The organism is Pseudoalteromonas sp. ABE4_541 (assembly GCF_056312285.1).
Window position 1 is genome coordinate 109,796 of sequence record NZ_JBSVEM010000002.1, and the last position, 17,730, is coordinate 127,525.

Sequence of the window (17,730 nt, forward strand, 5' to 3'; positions counted from 1 at the left end):
AATCGGATACACAATGCATTTTCGAAACCAGCTTGCACGCGCATGCAAGTATGCAATGCTCACTTTGATAACCCCTGCCTATGCAGGAAATGATGTGGACTTGTTTTCTCTGGATTTGAATGAGTTACTCAACGTGACGGTTGAAGCAAGAAAAGTATCGGAGGATTTACAAAGCATCCCCATATCAGTGTCTGTGATGTCAAATGAGTTTCTCAGCGAACGTGGTTTGGATAACCTAGTCGATACTTCATACTTCATTCCCAACATTGAGATCACAACTGTCGGTGAAAATTCGGGGTGTACGCACTGCGCAGGGATAACGATGCGAGGTGTTGGCCAGGTTGACCCTATCCCAACCACAGATCCCAGTGTTGGCTTATATATTGATGGTGTCTACCACGCCCGCGCCGCAGGCTCCATCATACAGTTTTTAGACATCGAGCGTATCGAGGTACTCAGGGGGCCGCAAGGTACTTTGTATGGCAAAAACTCAATAGGCGGCGCGATTAATGTCTTAACCAATAAGGTCAGCAATGAACAGCTTGCCAAGGCCAGTTTAACAACGGGTGAGTTCAACCGTCTCGACGTATCCATGGTTGCCAATACCCCAATCAATGGCGAATGGGCCACTCGTGTTGCCATCGCTAAAAATACTCGAGATGGGTTTGTAAAACGTCTCAATGGTGAAACTGAAGGTGGACAGGATGAACTTAGCCTTTTAGCCAAAGTGCGCTATAAACCTTCCAATCAATTTAGTATTGAACTGAGTGCTGATCGTCAACTGCAAAAAAATGGCAGCGCGCCATCGGTGTTAAGCAAAAAAAATGACGAAGCCGACTTAATTACTTTATTTAATTTTATAGCGCTCTATTCCCCCGAAATTGAACCTATACCCAAGTTAAAAACGTTTTCTGATCCCTATCTCAATGCGTCCAATGCAGAGAATGAAAATCGCTTAGATCAAATCGGTTATCGTGGCACGGTAGAATGGCATATATCCGATACAATGCATTTTAAGTCGATTACAAGTTATCGTGACATGAGTGCCATTTATGGCCGTGATTTTGATAACAACCCCGTTAATATTGGCTTCACCCGTGATGAACAATCGCAGCGACAAATCAGCCAAGAGTTCAACCTATCTAGCGATAACAAAAGCGGTTTTAAATGGCTATTAGGGCTATTTGCAATTGATGAGCACATTGACTACGACTTTAGATTTGTCTTCCTCGAGAATCTTTATTTGGGGCTGGAAACAATTCCTGGGCCGCTTGACGGCTCGCCCCTTGAGAACCCAACCAGCATTGGTGGACCAAACAATCCTTTAAATATTGGACTTGATCTAGACAATACCTTTAACAATGAAATAGATAATAAAAGCCTGGCTATTTTTGCACATGGCAATTACCGGTTTGCGCCCAAATGGACAGTCACTTTGGGTGGTCGACTAACTTGGGAAGATAAAAAGCAACAGATTGTCACTCGTTTAAACGTCGCCGATAAAGTTGTCATAGATAGGACCGACTCAAGTATCGATGGGCCAATAGAAAAAAGTTGGCGAGTGTTTTCGCCATTGCTAGGGATACAATATCACCAGTCAGAAGACATCATGTGGTTTACTAATGCCTCAAGAGGTTTTAAGTCTGGTGGCTTCAACGGCGTGGCCAACACCGCTGTTTCCGCTCGACCCTTTGAACCCGAGTACTTAACTTCTTATGAGTTGGGAGTGCGCTCTGAGTGGTTTGATAGTCAACTACGTTTGAATGCCACAGCATTTTTAATTGACCATAAAGATATGCAGCTACGAGGCGGTGAATCAGGTGAAGATTCAGGTGTTGAAATCTTCATTGATAACGTCGGTACAACCAAAACTAAAGGTGCAGAATTAGAGCTGGAGGCCTTGATTGCCCATGCCACTAGTTTATCTATGAGCGTATCTTATACGGATGCTAAATTCACCGACGTTGGCACCGCCACGGAAGTGACAACCGACAGTACTTTAATCAAAACACCGAGATGGACAAGTACAATTAGCATAAAAAAAAGCTGGCAGATCAACAACTCAAAAGCTCTCACTGCAAGGCTAAGCTGGGCATATCGAAGCGATGTTTATAATGATGTATTCAACAATGAACACGCAAAACAAAACGATATTTCTCTGATTAACTTATATGCTGATTACCCTATTACAGAGCAACTCAAAGCATCGTTGTTTGTGACTAATTTGACCGATAAATACCATGTTATTGGTGCCAATGACTTCACCGCTGCGTTTGGTGTATCGGAGTATTATTTAGCGTCCCCCCGTCAAGTAGGGGTTTCCCTAAACTATCAATTTTAGTGTTTCACTGATTGAGCTTATGGGTGGTATTTTGCAGCCACCCACGCTAGTATCTGACGCTTATTGCCCAAATAACGCCATATTATGTCTTTAATAGTCAGATACTTCCCTGCATTTGCAATTGCTTTAAGCATGATTGCAATGATGATACCCAACCTATTCATCAACTTGAAAAGCACAATTATCCCGCTGCTTATGATTATTATGTTGTCTATGGGGTTAACACTGTCAGCAACTGATTTTAGGCGTGCTTTACAGAATAAAGTAGCGATTCTAATAGGCATAGCGCTTCAGTTTAGTGTTATGCCGCTACTAGCCTTTGTGCTTTCTCAACTTATGTCATTCAATGACGAATTACTCATTGGCATGGTTTTAGTTGGCACCGTTGCTGGTGGCACAGCCAGTAATGTAATGTGCTATCTGGCTAAAGGCGATGTTGCCCTCTCTATATCAATGACGGCTATCAGCACCTTGGTAGGGGTGTTGTTTACCCCATTACTCACGACGCTTTTCATAGGACAAGTGGTCAACATCGACACATTTGCCATGCTAAAAAGTTTGCTGCAAATTGTTTTGCTACCAGTAGGAATTGGACTGCTATTGAATACCCTTATGGCAGAGAAAATTTGCAAAGTGAGTAAATACCTACCAACTATATCAGTCCTTGCAATCACAGTGATCATTGCAATTATTGTGGCATTAAGTCACGATAAATTATTGTCTGTGGGTACCAGTGTGCTAATGGCTGTGGTGTTACACAATACATTTGGACTCGTACTCGGCTACCTCATTCCTAAATTACTCAAGCAAGATGAAAAAACATGCCGTACTATCGCATTTGAAGTAGGCATGCAAAACTCGGGACTCGCTGTTGCGTTGGCCATGAAGTTCTTCACCCCCGCCAGTGCCATCGCAGGCACAATATTTTCTATTTGGCATAATGTCAGTGGCTCTTTATTGGCTGGTTATTGGAGCAAAAACTCACACAAGTCCATAAAATAATGGTAAATTGCCCAGCCTATTTACCTTTTTTATGGACGAAGCAATGAGAGTTTTTACGTTAGTCGCGAGCCTTACATTAAGTGCCTGTAGCTCGTTACCCCAATCTCACACACAAATAGATGCTAACACGCTCGCGACAATGAAGTTGATCGCACAAACAGAAGCAGCGGCACCCAATGCCGTAAAAGGAAAGTTCAGCTTTTTTATCAAAGCAGTAGGCCAACAGCGCGGATATACGTACCTCAATACCGAGCTCGACTATAGAGATAGACGCGCGATCACCATTGAACTAACACCCAAAGCTAAACGCCAATTTATCAAACTGTATGGCCAAGAACCAAAGGACTTTTTCATAAACAAACAAATTGAAGTGACTGGCGAAGCCCGACAGATGAAAATCGATTTTTATTGTCAACACAAAAGAACTGACGCGTACTACTTTCAAACTTTTGTAAAAGTGACCGATTTAACGCAACTTAAAGTACTTAACTAGCGCCAATCAAAAAAGCCTCAAATAGACGACAAAAAAGCCGCCCAAAAAGGCGGCTTTGTGGAAATCAACATGAACTAAGGACGTTATTTTTTTACTTGCTCTCAAGTAATTTAGACACACCAATCTCAATTTTACGTGGTTTCAGTGCTTCGGGGATCTCTCGCTCTAGGTTAATAAGGAGCAACCCATTTTCAAGTTCAGCACCGATAACTTTAACGTGATCTCCAAGCTGGAATTTTCTTTCAAAGTTGCGCTGTGCGATTCCTTGGTGGATAAATTTACGCGCCTGTTTGTTATCTTCACCGGATTCTTTATTTTGCTTTTCACCTTTAACCGTTAAAGCATTACCTTCTGAGTGTAGCGATAACTCTTGCTCAGAAAAACCTGCAACGGCCATGGTAATTTGATATTTGTCTTTGCCTAAAGCTTCAATATTATACGGCGGAAAGCTAGGCTGTTTTTCGCTGCGAGCAGCGGCATCCATTAGGGACGCTAAATGGTCAAAACCAATGAAAGAACGGTATAGTGGAGATAGATCAACTGTTTGCATAATTTGTATCCTCATAGAGCAATAACAAATGCTGTTCACTCTTTAAAAAAACCAATAAACAGCATATAAAACATTAACTTAAATTAGATGAGGCCCTGTCGGCGTCCTCACTTTCCTATCTATGGACCGATGCAAATGTTTTCAAGGATCTTTTTTAAAGAAATTTATAATTAATTGATCTATATATGGTTTTAAAATATAAAAAGCGACATAATGGAATTTTAAACTGTCACACATTTACCATGGAAATACGCCCCGCACAGCAGCAAGATTGTATCAACTTAGCCGCACTAAGTATTCAAGTCTGGCTGAATACTTATGCCAAAGAAGGTATCCATAATGAACACTCTCTATATGCGATCGAACACTTCTCAGAAAAGTCTTTTTCACATTATCTTGCATCAACCAGCCAAAGGATATTAGTTTGCGAGCAAAATGGTGCATTATGTGGCTTCGTTCAAGTCAAACTGGATTCACATTACCAAACCCCTTTAAATGGTTATGAAGTAGAGAAGCTTTATATCCACCCAAACTTTATGGGACAAGGCATTGGCAAAGCGTTATTGAATGAGATCACTGCGCTGTTTGGCTCGCAGTTTTGGCTTGTTACCTGGGTTGAAAACGAGGCAAATGGCTTTTATCGACATTTAGGCTTAAGGTGTATTGGTACAACTGAATTTTTATTATATAAAACAAAAGTTTACAACAATGTATACGCAACTAAAACGATTTAGCTTCAGGAAGGTGTTGATACGACACGACGCAATACGCTTCATTTTTGGGTACTGAATATCATCAGCTAGATATGTAGTAATAAAGATGCTTGCTCTTTCTTAGGCATTTTTTGCACAACAAGTAAGTATGAATTATCAATCATGCGTTCTATTTCACCTCGAGGGATAGAACCATCCAACAACACAGTATTCCACAAGCGTTTATTCATATGATAGCCCGGCAGCACAGAGGGAAAAATATCTCTTAACGCTTGAGCTTCATCTGGATCGCACTTCAGATTCATTCGCCAATGACTCGCATCATTGCCGCCCATGTTATCGCCCCGCGCTAAAGTGGCAAACATCTTGTTTTTGACTTTATAGACATCGACCCCTTCACCAAAAGGCTGACTTACTGTGGCCTCAGGTTTTGAGATTAAATATTGATGCGCTTGTAAATGATCCATAGCTTATATCCTTTTAAGTCAAAAACTTATTTTATCATACTCACAGTCTGCTGCTTTAACGCAGCTCGCCATTGCACATAATTAACTGCAGCAAGGATCGTATAAAATACAAACAATACGGTGGTTGGGAAATATCCTTTACTTACATAAAGGTAAATTGAAACCGCATCAATCACAACCCAATATAGCCAGTTCTCTAACACTTTTTTAGCCAACAGGTAGGTAGTCACAACCCCAAAGCATGTCGTTAGCGAGTCTAAGTATGCAAAGTCAGCATAAGTGTAATTATCCATGATGTAGCCCACCAAGATTGAAATAATCAAGGTGGTGCAAATTAACCACATATGCTTTTTTACCGACCAGCTCACTATCGGTAATGCACTTTGCTCGACCAGTGCAAGTTTATCACCCAATAAAGCCCCTTGCCGCCATTGCCACCAACCGTACACCGCCATTACTAAGTAAAACAAATTCAGCAATGACTCCATGAGCAATGCGCCATTGAAAAATAGCAGAGTATAGATCAAGGTACTGATCCCTCCGGCAACCCAGCACCAAGCACTCTGCTTCATCGCAAGCAACATATATGCAATAGAGAGCCCTGCTGCCAAGTACTCCCAAGCGGACATTGCTTGAAAGCCACTAACAGCTTGTTGAAACATAGTGGCAAATTCATTCATGATTATTATTCTCGATAAACATTAAGGCCATTGCACCTTGACCAAATTACTGTTGGCCAACAATGAGTGGGAAACGAGTAGTCGATCGCCTTGTGGGTGCATACTAAATTCCAGATCCCAGCTATTTTCAAACAACACTTGCCGTTCCACCTGCTTGCTATGCACATCAACGCGATTTAAATATACATTTAACTTGTCTTGCTCGGTCCAATAAACATAATCACTATGAACATGCCAACTAAACTGGCCTCGATGTTTAAATTGAACAAGCCTTTCTCGCTTTCCTTGGCTCGTTTCTAACCAAAGCTGGTATTGGCTATCCAGCACAAAGCTCTTCTCAGTGTTTATTTCCTTGCGAGCGAGTATCCCTTCTTCCACTTTTTGTTTTTGTGCGCTGAGCACATCGTAAAAATAGAGTACATCTGTGGTTCCTTCTATGCGGGTGTAATAAAACCCAGTACCGCTGCTATTCCACATAGGCATATCAACTTGCTCTTCCACTGAACTCATTTGTGTAAACTGTTTTGAGTTCAGATCTAACACAAATAGCCGCTCTTCAAGCTTCCCTAATAGCTTGTCATTCAGTGGGCTAACAGAAAGATCTGTGACTATGTGTCTTGGGTTAAAGGTATATAGCACCTGCTCATGACCTGAAAGATCAAGAGACTTTATTTCCCCTTTTTCAGCCGACTTACTGGCATAAATAATGCCATTTCCAGCAGGATTATAAATTGGACTAAAATCGGCATTCGGATTTGCAAAGTAGGAAAGCTGAGTAACCTCAGATTGACTAAATGGATTTTTCAACTCAACATTATCTTTGTAGTTCATATGATGTTGGCGCATGAACACGCATTTATGACCACAAGAATAAAATGCATCGTTAAGGCCAGGCCCACTTCCAGCTTGTTCTCGTAACTGTTCAGTACGTAAATCAAAGTAATACATATCGCCTTTGAAACTCGTGATCACTAATTTGTCAGAACGCTCTTTTTCCCACACTAAATTGGATGCAAAAAAGCCTAAATTGATTTCACTGACAATATTTTGTTGATGCAAATCATGGATCAACAAATGATAACGACGTTCTGAAACATTCCTAGCAATCGCTAAATATCGTCCATCAGGAGACAATTTAGCCGCATAGTCTCCATATCCTTTTACAAATGGAAATGTCACTTGCTGCATGCGCTTATCACGAATCAAGTATTTATAGACTGCATTCTGGAACCCTTCTTTATGACCTGACGATTGAGCTGCCACATACAGGGTGTTGTTATCTTGACCAAATGACAAAACAGTAGCGTCACCTGAGCCTAAAGATAACGGTTGAATATTGCTAAAACCAGAATCACGATACTCCGCAACATAACTTTTCACACCATTAGCTGTATCTTTGGAAAAAGCGACATAATCACCATCTTTGGAGAAAATAACATACAAGTAATTATTGGCATCAAATGTCAGTTTATGCACAAGCCCAGTAGTTAGGTTTTTTCTAACCAACGAAAATGGACTGTCATTATTTTCTCGGTGGATAAACAAGGCAGTGTCATGTTTTGGATGATAAGTCGCGTTTATTTCTGAGCCCGACATTTGCGTCAGCAAGGTGATTACTGGTGAATCGGAAGCTGTGCCACTTTGAGCACCCTGACTATGCCGTAACTCAAGATAAGCCAATACGGATAAAAGCACAAATACCTGCAACAGCGCAAAACCCAGCCATTGATTCGCTTTTAACCATTGTACGAATCGCCATGAAAAACTAGCGCTAGATTGCTTTTCAACTTCTTCAAGCAGTAATGGTGATGCAATCAGCACATAACCTTGCATGGGAATTGTTTTGATAAATTTAGGTTCTTTAGCATCGTCGCCCAGCGCGGCTCTTAGTTTTTTAACAACGCGCCTAATTGCATCATCACTCACATAGCGATTACACCAAACATGCTCTATCAGCGCATCTCGAGCCACCACTTTGCCCGCGTTATGTACCAAGTAGTGTAAAAAAGCCAAAGGGAGAGGCTCTAATTTAGTTGTTCGTTCGCCGTCCTTTACCAAACCAGTACGAAAGAACACCTGCTTATCTGCTATTTGGTAATCACGTTCATTTGCGAAATTCAATTTTTATTAACCTAATTATCAATAAGTTATATGTATGACTTTTTATGACTAATCCAGTGTACCGTTAAGTTCATTATCCGTCCATGGCTAATCATGCATAAAAATGAATGATTGTGCTCACAGCAAAAGTTTAACAAGGACCTCATTGATGAACCAAACCATTCTAAAGACGATCTGTGTACTTATTTGCACGCTCCTCTCAGCGCTCATGCCATTTTTGGGATACTGTAGTGAAACACTTGTCAAAGTTGAAGCTGTGAAACCTTGGCATACAGGCATAGAAAACTTGCTTAACTGCGAGATAACAGTGCCATTTCCGCTCACGATTTCGAGTGAAGTAGATGCAAAACTAGATTTCATTTTGCCTGAAGGAAGTAAAGCCAAGCAGGGCGAAGTGATCGCATTACAAAATGGTACCTACTTAAAGTATCAACTCCAGCAATTGCAAACCCAGCAAGAAGTTGAAAAACGTACATTGGCCTATGCGCAGACTGAGTTTGAGCGTTTATCCCAATTAGGTCGTGAACATGTCTCAGAGTCACAACTTAATCAATTGGCACAACAAAGAGATACCGCGGAACTTAATCATGAAAAGTTGGTGTTGCAAATTCAAGAATTGAGAACTCGACTCAGCGCCCTTTCACACCATGCACCGAGTGATGGTCATATTACTCAAGTACAAACCACACCCGGACAGTTCGTCGCCAATGGCCAGTCAATTCTTATGTTTGTTGCCGACCCAAGCAAAGAGCTCAAATGTGAATTACCCAACTGGCTTGCACAAAATCAAGAAGCATTAGCAAACAATACATTTTTGCTCAAAGATGCCACGCCTTTGACTCTAACCCGCACTAGTGCATCACTAGACTCAGCAAGCCAAGTGTTAGCATTATTTTTTAAAAATGAAGGTGATACTTTATCTAAATATCCTTTAAATCAGCGTGTGCAGATCACCATGCGCTCGAGTGCCGATAACCTATTTGTTTTACCCGCACAGACAGTCGTACTTGCGCAAAGTCAAAACTATGTTTGGCAACTAGATAGCCAGTCAAAAGTGCGTAAACAATCGGTGGAAATTATCAAAAACCTTTCCAATTCCTTTTTAGTTAAGTCATCACTAAAAGCTGGAGATCATGTGGTGAGCTTAGGCCAACAAACACTGACAGAGAACATGAGCGTTACGCCGTTACTGGGGTCCAGCAAGGAGCAAACAGAAAAGGTGACTTATGATTGAACTAATCGTTAAAAAGTTCAGCTCTGTCGTTATTGCAATAGCACTAATACTTTGCTTACTAGGGGCTATTGTAGGCACTCAATTACCCAATGCGCTTCTACCTACGATTGATAGACCTGAAATCACTATCTACACCAATTGGTCTGGTAAAACCGCGCAAGAAATTGAACAAACATTGGTCGCGCCATTAGAAGAATCTTTATCTGGACTGGCCAACAATATTCTCATCGAAAGCAATATCAGCAACAGTATGGCCACGACGCGTTTGGTGTTCAAACCCAACACTGATATGGGCCAGGCATACATGCAAACTCTCACCAGTATATCGCAAGTTCCCAATTGGCCCGCCAACGTACCTGCACCGTTTGTGCAAAACCAAGCCAATGCTTCAGGCGCTACACTTGCAACCGCAATGCTCTATGCGACCAAGCCTGTATCAAAACTGGAATATGCTCGTGTATTTAACGATATTGTTTACCCAGCATTGATTAACATAGAAGGTGTGGCAAGCATTGCGACTACTAGCAATCCAACTAATAAAAAAGTGGATATTGAGGTAGATAGCGCAAAGCTTGCACAGCTGCAAATTCCATTAGCCGATCTCATTGCTCCCTTACGTTTACTAGCTGATCGTTCTGGTAGTAGCCTCATGTTAGGGGAGCGAGAGTATGAACTACATTTCTCCGGTCAGCTTAGTTTAAGCGACTTAAATAACCTACCGCTCTATGACACTGGAGGCCATATCGTCAGGCTGCGAGATGTCGCCACAGTTACAAAACGACTCGAGCAAAAGTGGTCATTTGCATCTATGAACGGCCATCGAGCTTTTTACTTTAGATTTAGCCCCAGTAAAGATACCAACGCACTTGAAACCGTTAAAAAGATCAAGCTTGCTATTGAACGACTCAACCAAGGCACGCTAAAGCAGTTTGATATGACATTAGCGCTCAGCCGAGATGATTCCAAAGCCATCAACAATGCAATCTCGCAGGTTTATATCGCGCTTGTTGTAGGGGTGCTACTTTCAACGCTAATCCTGTTTTATTTTTTGCGCAATTTAAAAACCGTCAGCCTAATTTTTATCAGTATTCCTGTGTGTTTGGCTATCGTATTAGTTGCTATGGCCATATTTGGTCATAGCCTAAATGTGATCTCTTTGGCAGCGATGGCATTGTCGGTTGGCTTATTACTGGATGCAGCAATAGTTGTTGTAGAAAGTATTGAACAAAAACTGCAACAACCTCACCTTGGTAGCCAGCTAGAACGTATTTTACAGGCAGTGAGAGAGGTAAAAGGTGCGATCTTGTCTTCAACTTTTTCAAGTATTGTGATCTTCATCCCTGTCTTGTTAATTTCCGGCGCACAAGCACAGTTATTTGAAGATTTGGCTTTTACCATTTCAAGTGCACTTATCGCCTCCTTATTAGTTGCTCTGCTCTTGATACCCGTATTGGCAAGGTATCTGGTTATCAAAGCGTTCAAGCAGAAAATATCAAGTGCAGCAAAAACGACATGGCAAGCTCGCACTGCGACCCAATCATGGCTGCGCACAATTTCTTTGTTGCTTGGGCTGCCTATCGCTATTTTCATTGTATTTGCATCAAGCCCCTCATTGGATGTATTACCTAATCCAAAAAGTCGTGTCGCCTTAGCCTATATTAGTTACTCAGATCCCCTGTCTCTACCAGCAGTTGAAAAGCACATTGCAACACCAATTTTGTCACGTATAGAGTCACAAAAGAATAAACCCGATGCACCTTTGTACGATATAACTGGCATGTTCTGCTTTCCAGGTGCTTGTTTGCTATATTTTTACCCCCCTGAAGGTTGGGACTATCCAGCCTTTAAAAATTGGATAAGCCGATATGTTACCCATGATATTGCTGGCACTAAGGTGCACATTAGTCAAGGTAACTTATTGAGCTTCGCACTACCGAATAACCGACAAACTCAATTAGACCTACAAGGTGCTTCTTTGCAGATTTTACAAACTCAAGGCCAAACGTTATTACAAAAGCTACAGTCACGATTTCCTAATGCTAATATTGAGCCACAAACCGAACTTGCCAACCAAAATGCTCGAATTGCTTTTAGCCCTAAATATGAACAACTGCTTAGATTTGGCGTAAATAGTGACTTTTTGACACGACATCTTCAACTCTTAAGTCAAGGCCTTTATCTTGGCCGTTTTGCGAGTGAAGGAGAAAACCTCCCTTTCTATTTGAAGTCGCAAGACAATACCGATCTAGAACATATGCTGGCTACCCAAATCATGATCCCATCCGTTGGTTTGGTGCCTTTATCTGAACTAACCGACGCCTCGTTTACTCTGGCCCCTTCAACCTTGCTCAGGATAAATCAGCAAGCGAGTGTGTCACTCAACCTTACACCACCACCGGAGCAAACCGTGGGCGAGTTTTTTGAGCAAGTCACGCAGTATATTCAAGAACAACAAACCTCAGAGCCGCTTTCAGGACTGTCAATTAAGCTTCGCGGCAGCGCAGATAAACTCAATCACTTTTTAACAGAATTTATGAATATGTTTGCATTGTCGATGGTGATCTTAATGTTCTTGCTGTGGCTAACACTCAACTCGTGGAAATTGACCGCTGCAGTTATCGCCAGTATGCCTTTGGCAATGGCTGGGGGAATGCTTTTCCTTAACTTACTTAATGTTTTTGTTGCACAAAATCTCGATATGATCACCATGATTGGTTTTATCATTCTAATGGGGCTAGTTATCAACAATGCCATTTTGTTGGCCAATCAATTCCAAGCGAATATGAATTTAGGTATGGCACAATTAGATGCTATTGTTGACGCTCTTCACTGTCGCAAACGCGCGATTTACATGAGTACCTGCACCAGTATTTTTGGCATGCTACCTTTGATGCTCAACCCCGCTGAAGGGGCCGAAATCTATCGTGGCTTAGCGGCCGTAATTATTGGCGGAATGACTTTTAGCGCTTTATTTAGCCTAAGTTTTATGGCGGCAGTGCTGTCGTTAAAAAGTTTTTCGGCAAAAGCCGTCACGACAAAACTCGCCGTGGCGGCGTAATATAAAAGTCTTATCTTAAAGCTTGCTTATGCTGCCTTAAGGTAAGGCTCTTGGCCTTTATGTTTTGCGTTGCGTTTAAAACTACCTTTTCCTTTTTTCGACTTCTCAACTTTCGTTTTAAACAATGGGCTTGTGACCAACGCTTTAAGTGCATTGTCTTTGATTTCACCACGCTGATGCGCATGGACGGAGCGTTTTTTACTCATTGCGTTTCCTTATAAATTGTGCAAATTACCACCAATGTGCGGCGTGCTATTATGTAGATAGCTAAGCCCACTGGCAAGTCATTTTTGAGGTTTTTTTAGTACTAAATTTCAACGACTTTTTACTTCATGTTATCAAATTTACACACAGCTATGACTATACTTATCGCTTCGATGAGAAACTGGCAAAGACTCGTGTTACTATGCCCACAATCCAGACCCAAGATGGCATTACCATTAATTATCAAGACGAAGGCGATGCAAAGGCTCCTGCAATTATTTTAATTATGGGGCTAGGTGCACAAATGACCGTATGGCCAGACTCATTTTACTATGGCTTGGTGAACAAAGGTTTTCGCGTTATTCGTTTTGATAACAGAGATACAGGGCTCTCAAGCCAACTCGATCATCACGGTAAACCCAACCTAGTAACGACTTGGTTGAAAAGACGCTTAAAACTGTCTGGCTCAGTCCCTTACACGCTTGATGATATGGGGAGCGACGTGCTGGCACTGATGGCGGCACTTAAAATTAAAAAGGCACACCTTGTCGGCGCATCGATGGGTGGCATGATAGCTCAGCGGCTCGCTGCACAATATAAAAAAAAGGTACTGAGCCTCACGTCTATTATGTCCTCTTCCTCACCACCGAGATTATCACCTGGGAACTTAAAACTCATGTTTAAACTGATGCGCTTGCAATCTACGGCCCATTCACAAGAGGCTGCGATTGATTATCTAGTAAAGCTCAATCAACTCATAGGCAGTCCCGAGTTTCCACAGGATGAGCGCACCCTAACACAGCAAGCCCGTCTCAATGTGGAGCGCGCCCACAACCCAAGTGGCTTCAAACGCCAACTGGTTGCGCTCACTCATGGCGGTACGCGAGACCATTTGATCAGCAAAATCAAAGCACCCACCTTAGTGATCCACGGTGGCGCAGACCCTATTTTTCCGCTGTCTGCTGGGCAAAAAACAGCGCAACAAATACGTAAAGCCAAACTAAAAATTGTGCTTGGCATGGGGCATGATTTTCCACCTGAGCTCATGAAAAAACTCACAAAATGGATAAGCAAGCACGTTAAAAAAGCCGAACGCAAGCGGCTAGAAAAAAAATCACGTAAGGCACATAGTGTCGATTTTACCGTTAATTAGATGGTGTATTTTCATCTAGAGATTGCTCCCATTGTTTTGCCCAAGCTCTCAACGGATGAAGCGTAGTGATTAAAGTGCAGCCAAGCTCCGTTAACTGGTAGCCATCTTCATGTTTCTCCACCAACTTGGCCTGTGAGAGTTGTTTTATACGCGTATTGAGTACTGATGGCGACATACCATCACACTTGGCCTGTATTGCTCTAAAGCTCAAGGGGCCTGACTCGTTAAGCTCCCATAAAATTCTCATATTCCATTTTCGACCTAGTAGGTCAAAAACAGCCATAATGGCGACACCAGTGGTTGAGCCTCGCACTGGGTTTTTAGGTAAAGGTGTTGACATAACTCTTGCGCTTCTAAAAAAGTAGCGGTAGAGTACCGCCACAACATGCTACTAATTGAGTAGCACTATACATAAATCGGCAAAAGGAAAAAACTATGTTTTTGGTTGATATGACATTTATTGATGTAGAAAAAATCACACCTGAGTTAACTCAGCAGCATCGCAATTACCTAGCAACACAATACGAAAACAAAAAATTGATGTTTGGTGGGCGAAAAGAACCAAGAACAGGTGGGATACTTCTGTCACAACATGACAATGAAGATGAACTAAGACAAGTACTCAATGGCGACCCGTTTATCCAAAGTAGTTTAGTAACTTATTCTATTACCGAATTTCATCCAGTGATGGCAAATGACGATTTTATTCAGCTCCTTGCTTAAATTATCCGTAACTAAGGTTAAAGTATAAGCTCCCTCCACATATCAAGCGATTAAGCTGAAAAATATCAACTTAAGCGCTTTTTAAACTCATCTTTATAACGTCGAGATAAATTAAGTCTCTTACCTGTTTTTAGCGTAATTTCGCCATCACCACTGGGTTGATAGCTAATGCTGTCAATAACATGATGATTGATAGTATAACTACGGTGCACGCGGCTAAATCCTTTCTCAGCGAGGCGCTCTGACAACTGTCCCAGTGTAGCTCTAAGTGGATATATGCGCCCTTGGCTATGTAAATTCACATAATTGCCTGCCGACTCTAACCACTCTATATCCGCTACCTTGATTAGAAACTCTTTATCCAGTTTTTTAACTAAGAAATGCTCTGGTGCCATTTGCGTTGAACAATTGCTTTGCGCATCATCCTCGTTTAATGCAATTTCGCTCGCTTCTCCTTTTAACCTCGCATATCCTGCGCTGACCACGTTAAACACCACCAGCCAAAGTACATAACCCCAAGCATCTTTACGGTACTCATACCAAAACTCTCGAGGGATCGGCCCAAAGTTGTAATCGCTTTGTGCCAGAAAATAGATCACCTCTCGCTGGGCGACCATTAACCCGATATGTAACACCGTAAACACAAAACTGGCGAATACATGCAAAACAAATTGTTTCTTTATATGATTAAAGTTCAGTGGTACGCGTTTAAAAAAAGCAAACATAAAGGGAATAATAATTAACACGCTCATCGCGCTGGTGTATTCCCATGCAAAAGGCTCCCACATTTGAATACTGGGTTCTCCTGAACGGGTATGTTCGCTCCAAACAGATAGCGCATTAATTCCGTTATTGATAAACAAGTATAAAGCGACGGCTATATAGATAAATATGCCTTTATGTTTATCAATCTGCTTCAATTCCACTTTGCTTATCCCTCTATTCCACCGTTTATCACTAAAAGCCTACCTATCATTCACTTAGCTATATTTTCAGGGTTATTTATTTGCCAAGCTTTGTGCACAATTCAACTCTAATGCAAGGTCATTATCATGCAAAATGAACGACGCTACGACATCGATGCACTTCGCGTTTTAGCATTTGCTGTACTTATTTTATATCACACTGCAATGTATTATGTCGCCGACTGGGGTTGGCATATAAAAAGTGCCTTCACCTATGAATGGCTCCAAGATGTAATGATACTCACCAACCCTTGGCGTATGTCCTTATTGTTTTTTATCTCAGGATTAGCGCTAGCATTATCAGTACATAAATTTAAAGCGCTCACACTCGTTAAACTCAAAACGATACGCCTGTTTGTACCACTCGTCTTTGGTATGTTTGTGATTGTCAGCCCACAGGTTTATTTTGAGGCGCTGAGTCAAAACATCATTGAACCGGGCTTTTGGCAATTTTGGCTCGCATATATCAATCCAAATACCCATTTATTGGCGGAACATCACGGTCCAATCGGCTTATTAACTTGGAATCACCTGTGGTTTTTGCCGTATGTTTGGGCTTATTGCTTAATTACCATTGCAATCAAACCGCTGCTTAGCCGTGTAGCACAATCCAGAACAGTAGCTAAAGTACCACTGCCAATGATGCTCGCCGCATGTATAGTTATGCTAATCCTAGTCTGGTGGATGTTACGTACTTCATTCCCGACAACGCACGACCTTATCAACGATTGGTACAACCATGGTAAGTACTTTTTAGTGTTTATCGTAGGCTATATTTTCGCGCTGCAAAAAAGCTGGTGGCGAGCTGTGATCACACATCACCGAGCCACATTCGTCATCGCCTTGCTCTGCTATGCCTTTATTATCGCCGACCGTCACGGTGTTTGGTCAACACTGGCAAGCCTCTACGACTCAAACGCTTTCGTGAAGCTCTTTTATGGGCTAGTTCATAGTGCAAACCACTGGTTATGGATATTTACTATGGTGGGGATGGCCGGGTTTTACCTCAACAAACCAAGCCGCTTTTTTAGCTATACCAATCGCGCCATTTTGCCCTACTACATGCTACATCAAACGCTGATCATCATAATTGCCTGGTTTTTGAAGGCGCTGCAACTACACCCTAGGATTGAGGCTCTGCTTGTGATTGTGCTGACCATTGGCGCATGTGTACTTAGCTTTGAAGTTATTAAACGCAACACGCTCTTGGCAGGATTATTTGGTATAAAAGCGGAGAAAATCCCCTCCAAAGCTCAGAAGTCAATGCTAAAACAAACGGCTTGATCAATGTGGGCTGGCGTATCGCCATGCCCACATTAAACCTCTAACTCGCGTTAGTTGGAGTGCGCTTTTATCCATGCTTTAACTGGCTCAACCCACTGTTTGAGCGGTCGATAAAACGCGCCATGTGACAGGCCTGTATTTATTTCTATTTCTGCAAATGAAGACGTTTGCGTACTTTTTTTATCAAGTAAGGCACAGCTTTGCGACTTGTCCGACTTTTCATAAACCGATAACACGTGACCATACACTTTAATATCCGTGTGCTTTTTCCACACCAAACGTCCACAACCGGCTAAGATCACCGTATTGACACCTAAATCAGATAACTTATCTGACGTCAGTCCGGTAATAAATGCGCCACGAGAAAAGCCAACCAAAGTAATGTGCTCGGGCTTAACGCCTTTTGCAACCAAAGTGCGTACTTGCTTATTTAGCTCGTAGGCATAGTCAAATGGATCTGTGTTTTTAGCTCGATGATGCGCGATAAGCGTGTAGCTATCATCCGCCAACGCTTGCTTCACAGCGGGAAAGTCATACTCTCCCCAACCATTTTTTGTTTCTACCGGCTTAGGGTTATCGCCTTCCACTATGAAGCCGTGGGAATAAAAAACAAATTTATCGTTTGCCGATGCCGATTCAGGTATGGCATCGAGAATAGTGGCAGCTAAAGTGTTAAATGACGCCATCGCACCAAATAAGCCAAAAATAAGTGAGCGGTTTTTCATCTTGTACTTCTTTTGTG

General features: G+C 42.0%; 17 protein-coding genes. 9 read left to right on the forward strand and 8 right to left on the reverse strand.

Annotation, left to right across the window (positions count from 1 at the left end; genetic code table 11):
• The first annotated feature begins 13 nt into the window (after window positions 1–13).
• The 3 genes from ACW689_RS03135 to ACW689_RS03145 all read left to right on the forward strand — a co-directional run bounded on the left by ACW689_RS03135 (window position 14) and on the right by ACW689_RS03145 (window position 3,836).
• The gene (locus tag ACW689_RS03135) at window positions 14–2,341 is read left to right on the forward strand and encodes a TonB-dependent receptor (RefSeq protein ID WP_476288444.1); all 2,328 of its coding nucleotides are present in this window, start codon (window positions 14–16) and stop codon (window positions 2,339–2,341) included.
• Between the two features lie 81 nt (window positions 2,342–2,422).
• The gene (locus ACW689_RS03140) at window positions 2,423–3,343 is read left to right on the forward strand and encodes a bile acid:sodium symporter family protein (RefSeq protein ID WP_476288601.1); all 921 of its coding nucleotides are present in this window, start codon (window positions 2,423–2,425) and stop codon (window positions 3,341–3,343) included.
• A gap of 43 nt (window positions 3,344–3,386) precedes the next feature.
• On the forward strand, window positions 3,387–3,836 hold the full coding sequence (locus ACW689_RS03145) for a hypothetical protein (RefSeq protein ID WP_476288445.1): 450 nt from the start codon (window positions 3,387–3,389) through the stop codon (window positions 3,834–3,836).
• A 91-nt stretch (window positions 3,837–3,927) separates the two neighbouring features.
• On the opposite strand, the gene ACW689_RS03150 is transcribed toward ACW689_RS03145, so the two are convergent.
• A complete protein-coding gene (locus ACW689_RS03150; protein WP_476288446.1) occupies window positions 3,928–4,386 on the reverse strand; it encodes an Hsp20 family protein in 459 nt (152 codons plus the stop codon).
• A 242-nt stretch (window positions 4,387–4,628) separates the two neighbouring features.
• Here ACW689_RS03150 and ACW689_RS03155 point away from each other — a divergent pair, with 242 nt between their 5' ends.
• Entirely contained in the window at window positions 4,629–5,120 is a 492-nt protein-coding gene (locus tag ACW689_RS03155; RefSeq protein WP_476288447.1) for an N-acetyltransferase family protein, read from the forward strand.
• 65 nt (window positions 5,121–5,185) lie between these two features.
• Here the strand turns inward: ACW689_RS03155 and ACW689_RS03160 are convergent, their stop codons facing one another.
• The 3 genes from ACW689_RS03160 to ACW689_RS03170 are packed head-to-tail and all read right to left on the reverse strand — an operon-like array spanning window position 5,186 to window position 8,367.
• Window positions 5,186–5,566 carry an MmcQ/YjbR family DNA-binding protein gene (locus tag ACW689_RS03160; RefSeq protein ID WP_476288448.1) on the reverse strand — a complete coding sequence of 127 codons (381 nt, stop codon included), beginning with the start codon at window positions 5,564–5,566 and terminating at the stop codon, window positions 5,186–5,188.
• 26 nt (window positions 5,567–5,592) lie between these two features.
• Complete coding sequence (gene pnuC / locus ACW689_RS03165) at window positions 5,593–6,246, reverse strand: nicotinamide riboside transporter PnuC (RefSeq protein WP_476288449.1); 654 nt, start codon at window positions 6,244–6,246, stop codon at window positions 5,593–5,595.
• A gap of 21 nt (window positions 6,247–6,267) precedes the next feature.
• On the reverse strand, window positions 6,268–8,367 hold the full coding sequence (locus tag ACW689_RS03170; RefSeq protein WP_476288450.1) for a winged helix-turn-helix domain-containing protein: 2,100 nt from the start codon (window positions 8,365–8,367) through the stop codon (window positions 6,268–6,270).
• A gap of 148 nt (window positions 8,368–8,515) precedes the next feature.
• On the opposite strand from ACW689_RS03170, the gene ACW689_RS03175 reads away from it, so the two are divergent.
• Window positions 8,516–9,601, forward strand: coding sequence for an efflux RND transporter periplasmic adaptor subunit (locus tag ACW689_RS03175; RefSeq protein ID WP_476288451.1), 1,086 nt, complete (start codon window positions 8,516–8,518; stop codon window positions 9,599–9,601).
• On the forward strand, window positions 9,594–12,659 hold the full coding sequence (locus ACW689_RS03180) for an efflux RND transporter permease subunit (RefSeq protein ID WP_476288452.1): 3,066 nt from the start codon (window positions 9,594–9,596) through the stop codon (window positions 12,657–12,659). Before ACW689_RS03175 ends, ACW689_RS03180 begins: the two co-directional genes overlap by 8 nt.
• Before the next feature lie 26 nt (window positions 12,660–12,685).
• Here ACW689_RS03180 and arfA read toward each other — a convergent pair whose 3' ends face one another.
• A complete protein-coding gene (gene arfA, locus ACW689_RS03185) occupies window positions 12,686–12,865 on the reverse strand; it encodes an alternative ribosome rescue factor ArfA (protein ID WP_476288453.1) in 180 nt (59 codons plus the stop codon).
• A 200-nt stretch (window positions 12,866–13,065) separates the two neighbouring features.
• On the opposite strand from arfA, the gene ACW689_RS03190 reads away from it, so the two are divergent.
• Window positions 13,066–14,016 carry an alpha/beta fold hydrolase gene (locus tag ACW689_RS03190; protein WP_476288454.1) on the forward strand — a complete coding sequence of 317 codons (951 nt, stop codon included), beginning with the start codon at window positions 13,066–13,068 and terminating at the stop codon, window positions 14,014–14,016.
• On the opposite strand, the gene ACW689_RS03195 is transcribed toward ACW689_RS03190, so the two are convergent.
• Window positions 14,009–14,356, reverse strand: coding sequence for a winged helix-turn-helix transcriptional regulator (locus ACW689_RS03195; RefSeq protein ID WP_476288455.1), 348 nt, complete (start codon window positions 14,354–14,356; stop codon window positions 14,009–14,011). The genes ACW689_RS03190 and ACW689_RS03195 overlap by 8 nt on opposite strands.
• A gap of 95 nt (window positions 14,357–14,451) precedes the next feature.
• Between ACW689_RS03195 and ACW689_RS03200 the strand changes: the two genes are divergently transcribed.
• Complete coding sequence (locus ACW689_RS03200; protein ID WP_476288456.1) at window positions 14,452–14,739, forward strand: YciI family protein; 288 nt, start codon at window positions 14,452–14,454, stop codon at window positions 14,737–14,739.
• Window positions 14,740–14,804: 65 nt separating this feature from the next.
• Here the strand turns inward: ACW689_RS03200 and ACW689_RS03205 are convergent, their stop codons facing one another.
• A complete protein-coding gene (locus ACW689_RS03205; protein ID WP_476288457.1) occupies window positions 14,805–15,665 on the reverse strand; it encodes a LytR/AlgR family response regulator transcription factor in 861 nt (286 codons plus the stop codon).
• A gap of 126 nt (window positions 15,666–15,791) precedes the next feature.
• Here ACW689_RS03205 and ACW689_RS03210 point away from each other — a divergent pair, with 126 nt between their 5' ends.
• Window positions 15,792–16,988, forward strand: coding sequence for an acyltransferase family protein (locus ACW689_RS03210; protein WP_476288458.1), 1,197 nt, complete (start codon window positions 15,792–15,794; stop codon window positions 16,986–16,988).
• A 50-nt stretch (window positions 16,989–17,038) separates the two neighbouring features.
• On the opposite strand, the gene ACW689_RS03215 is transcribed toward ACW689_RS03210, so the two are convergent.
• Entirely contained in the window at window positions 17,039–17,713 is a 675-nt protein-coding gene (locus ACW689_RS03215; RefSeq protein ID WP_476288459.1) for an alpha/beta hydrolase, read from the reverse strand.
• Window positions 17,714–17,730: the final 17 nt, after the last annotated feature.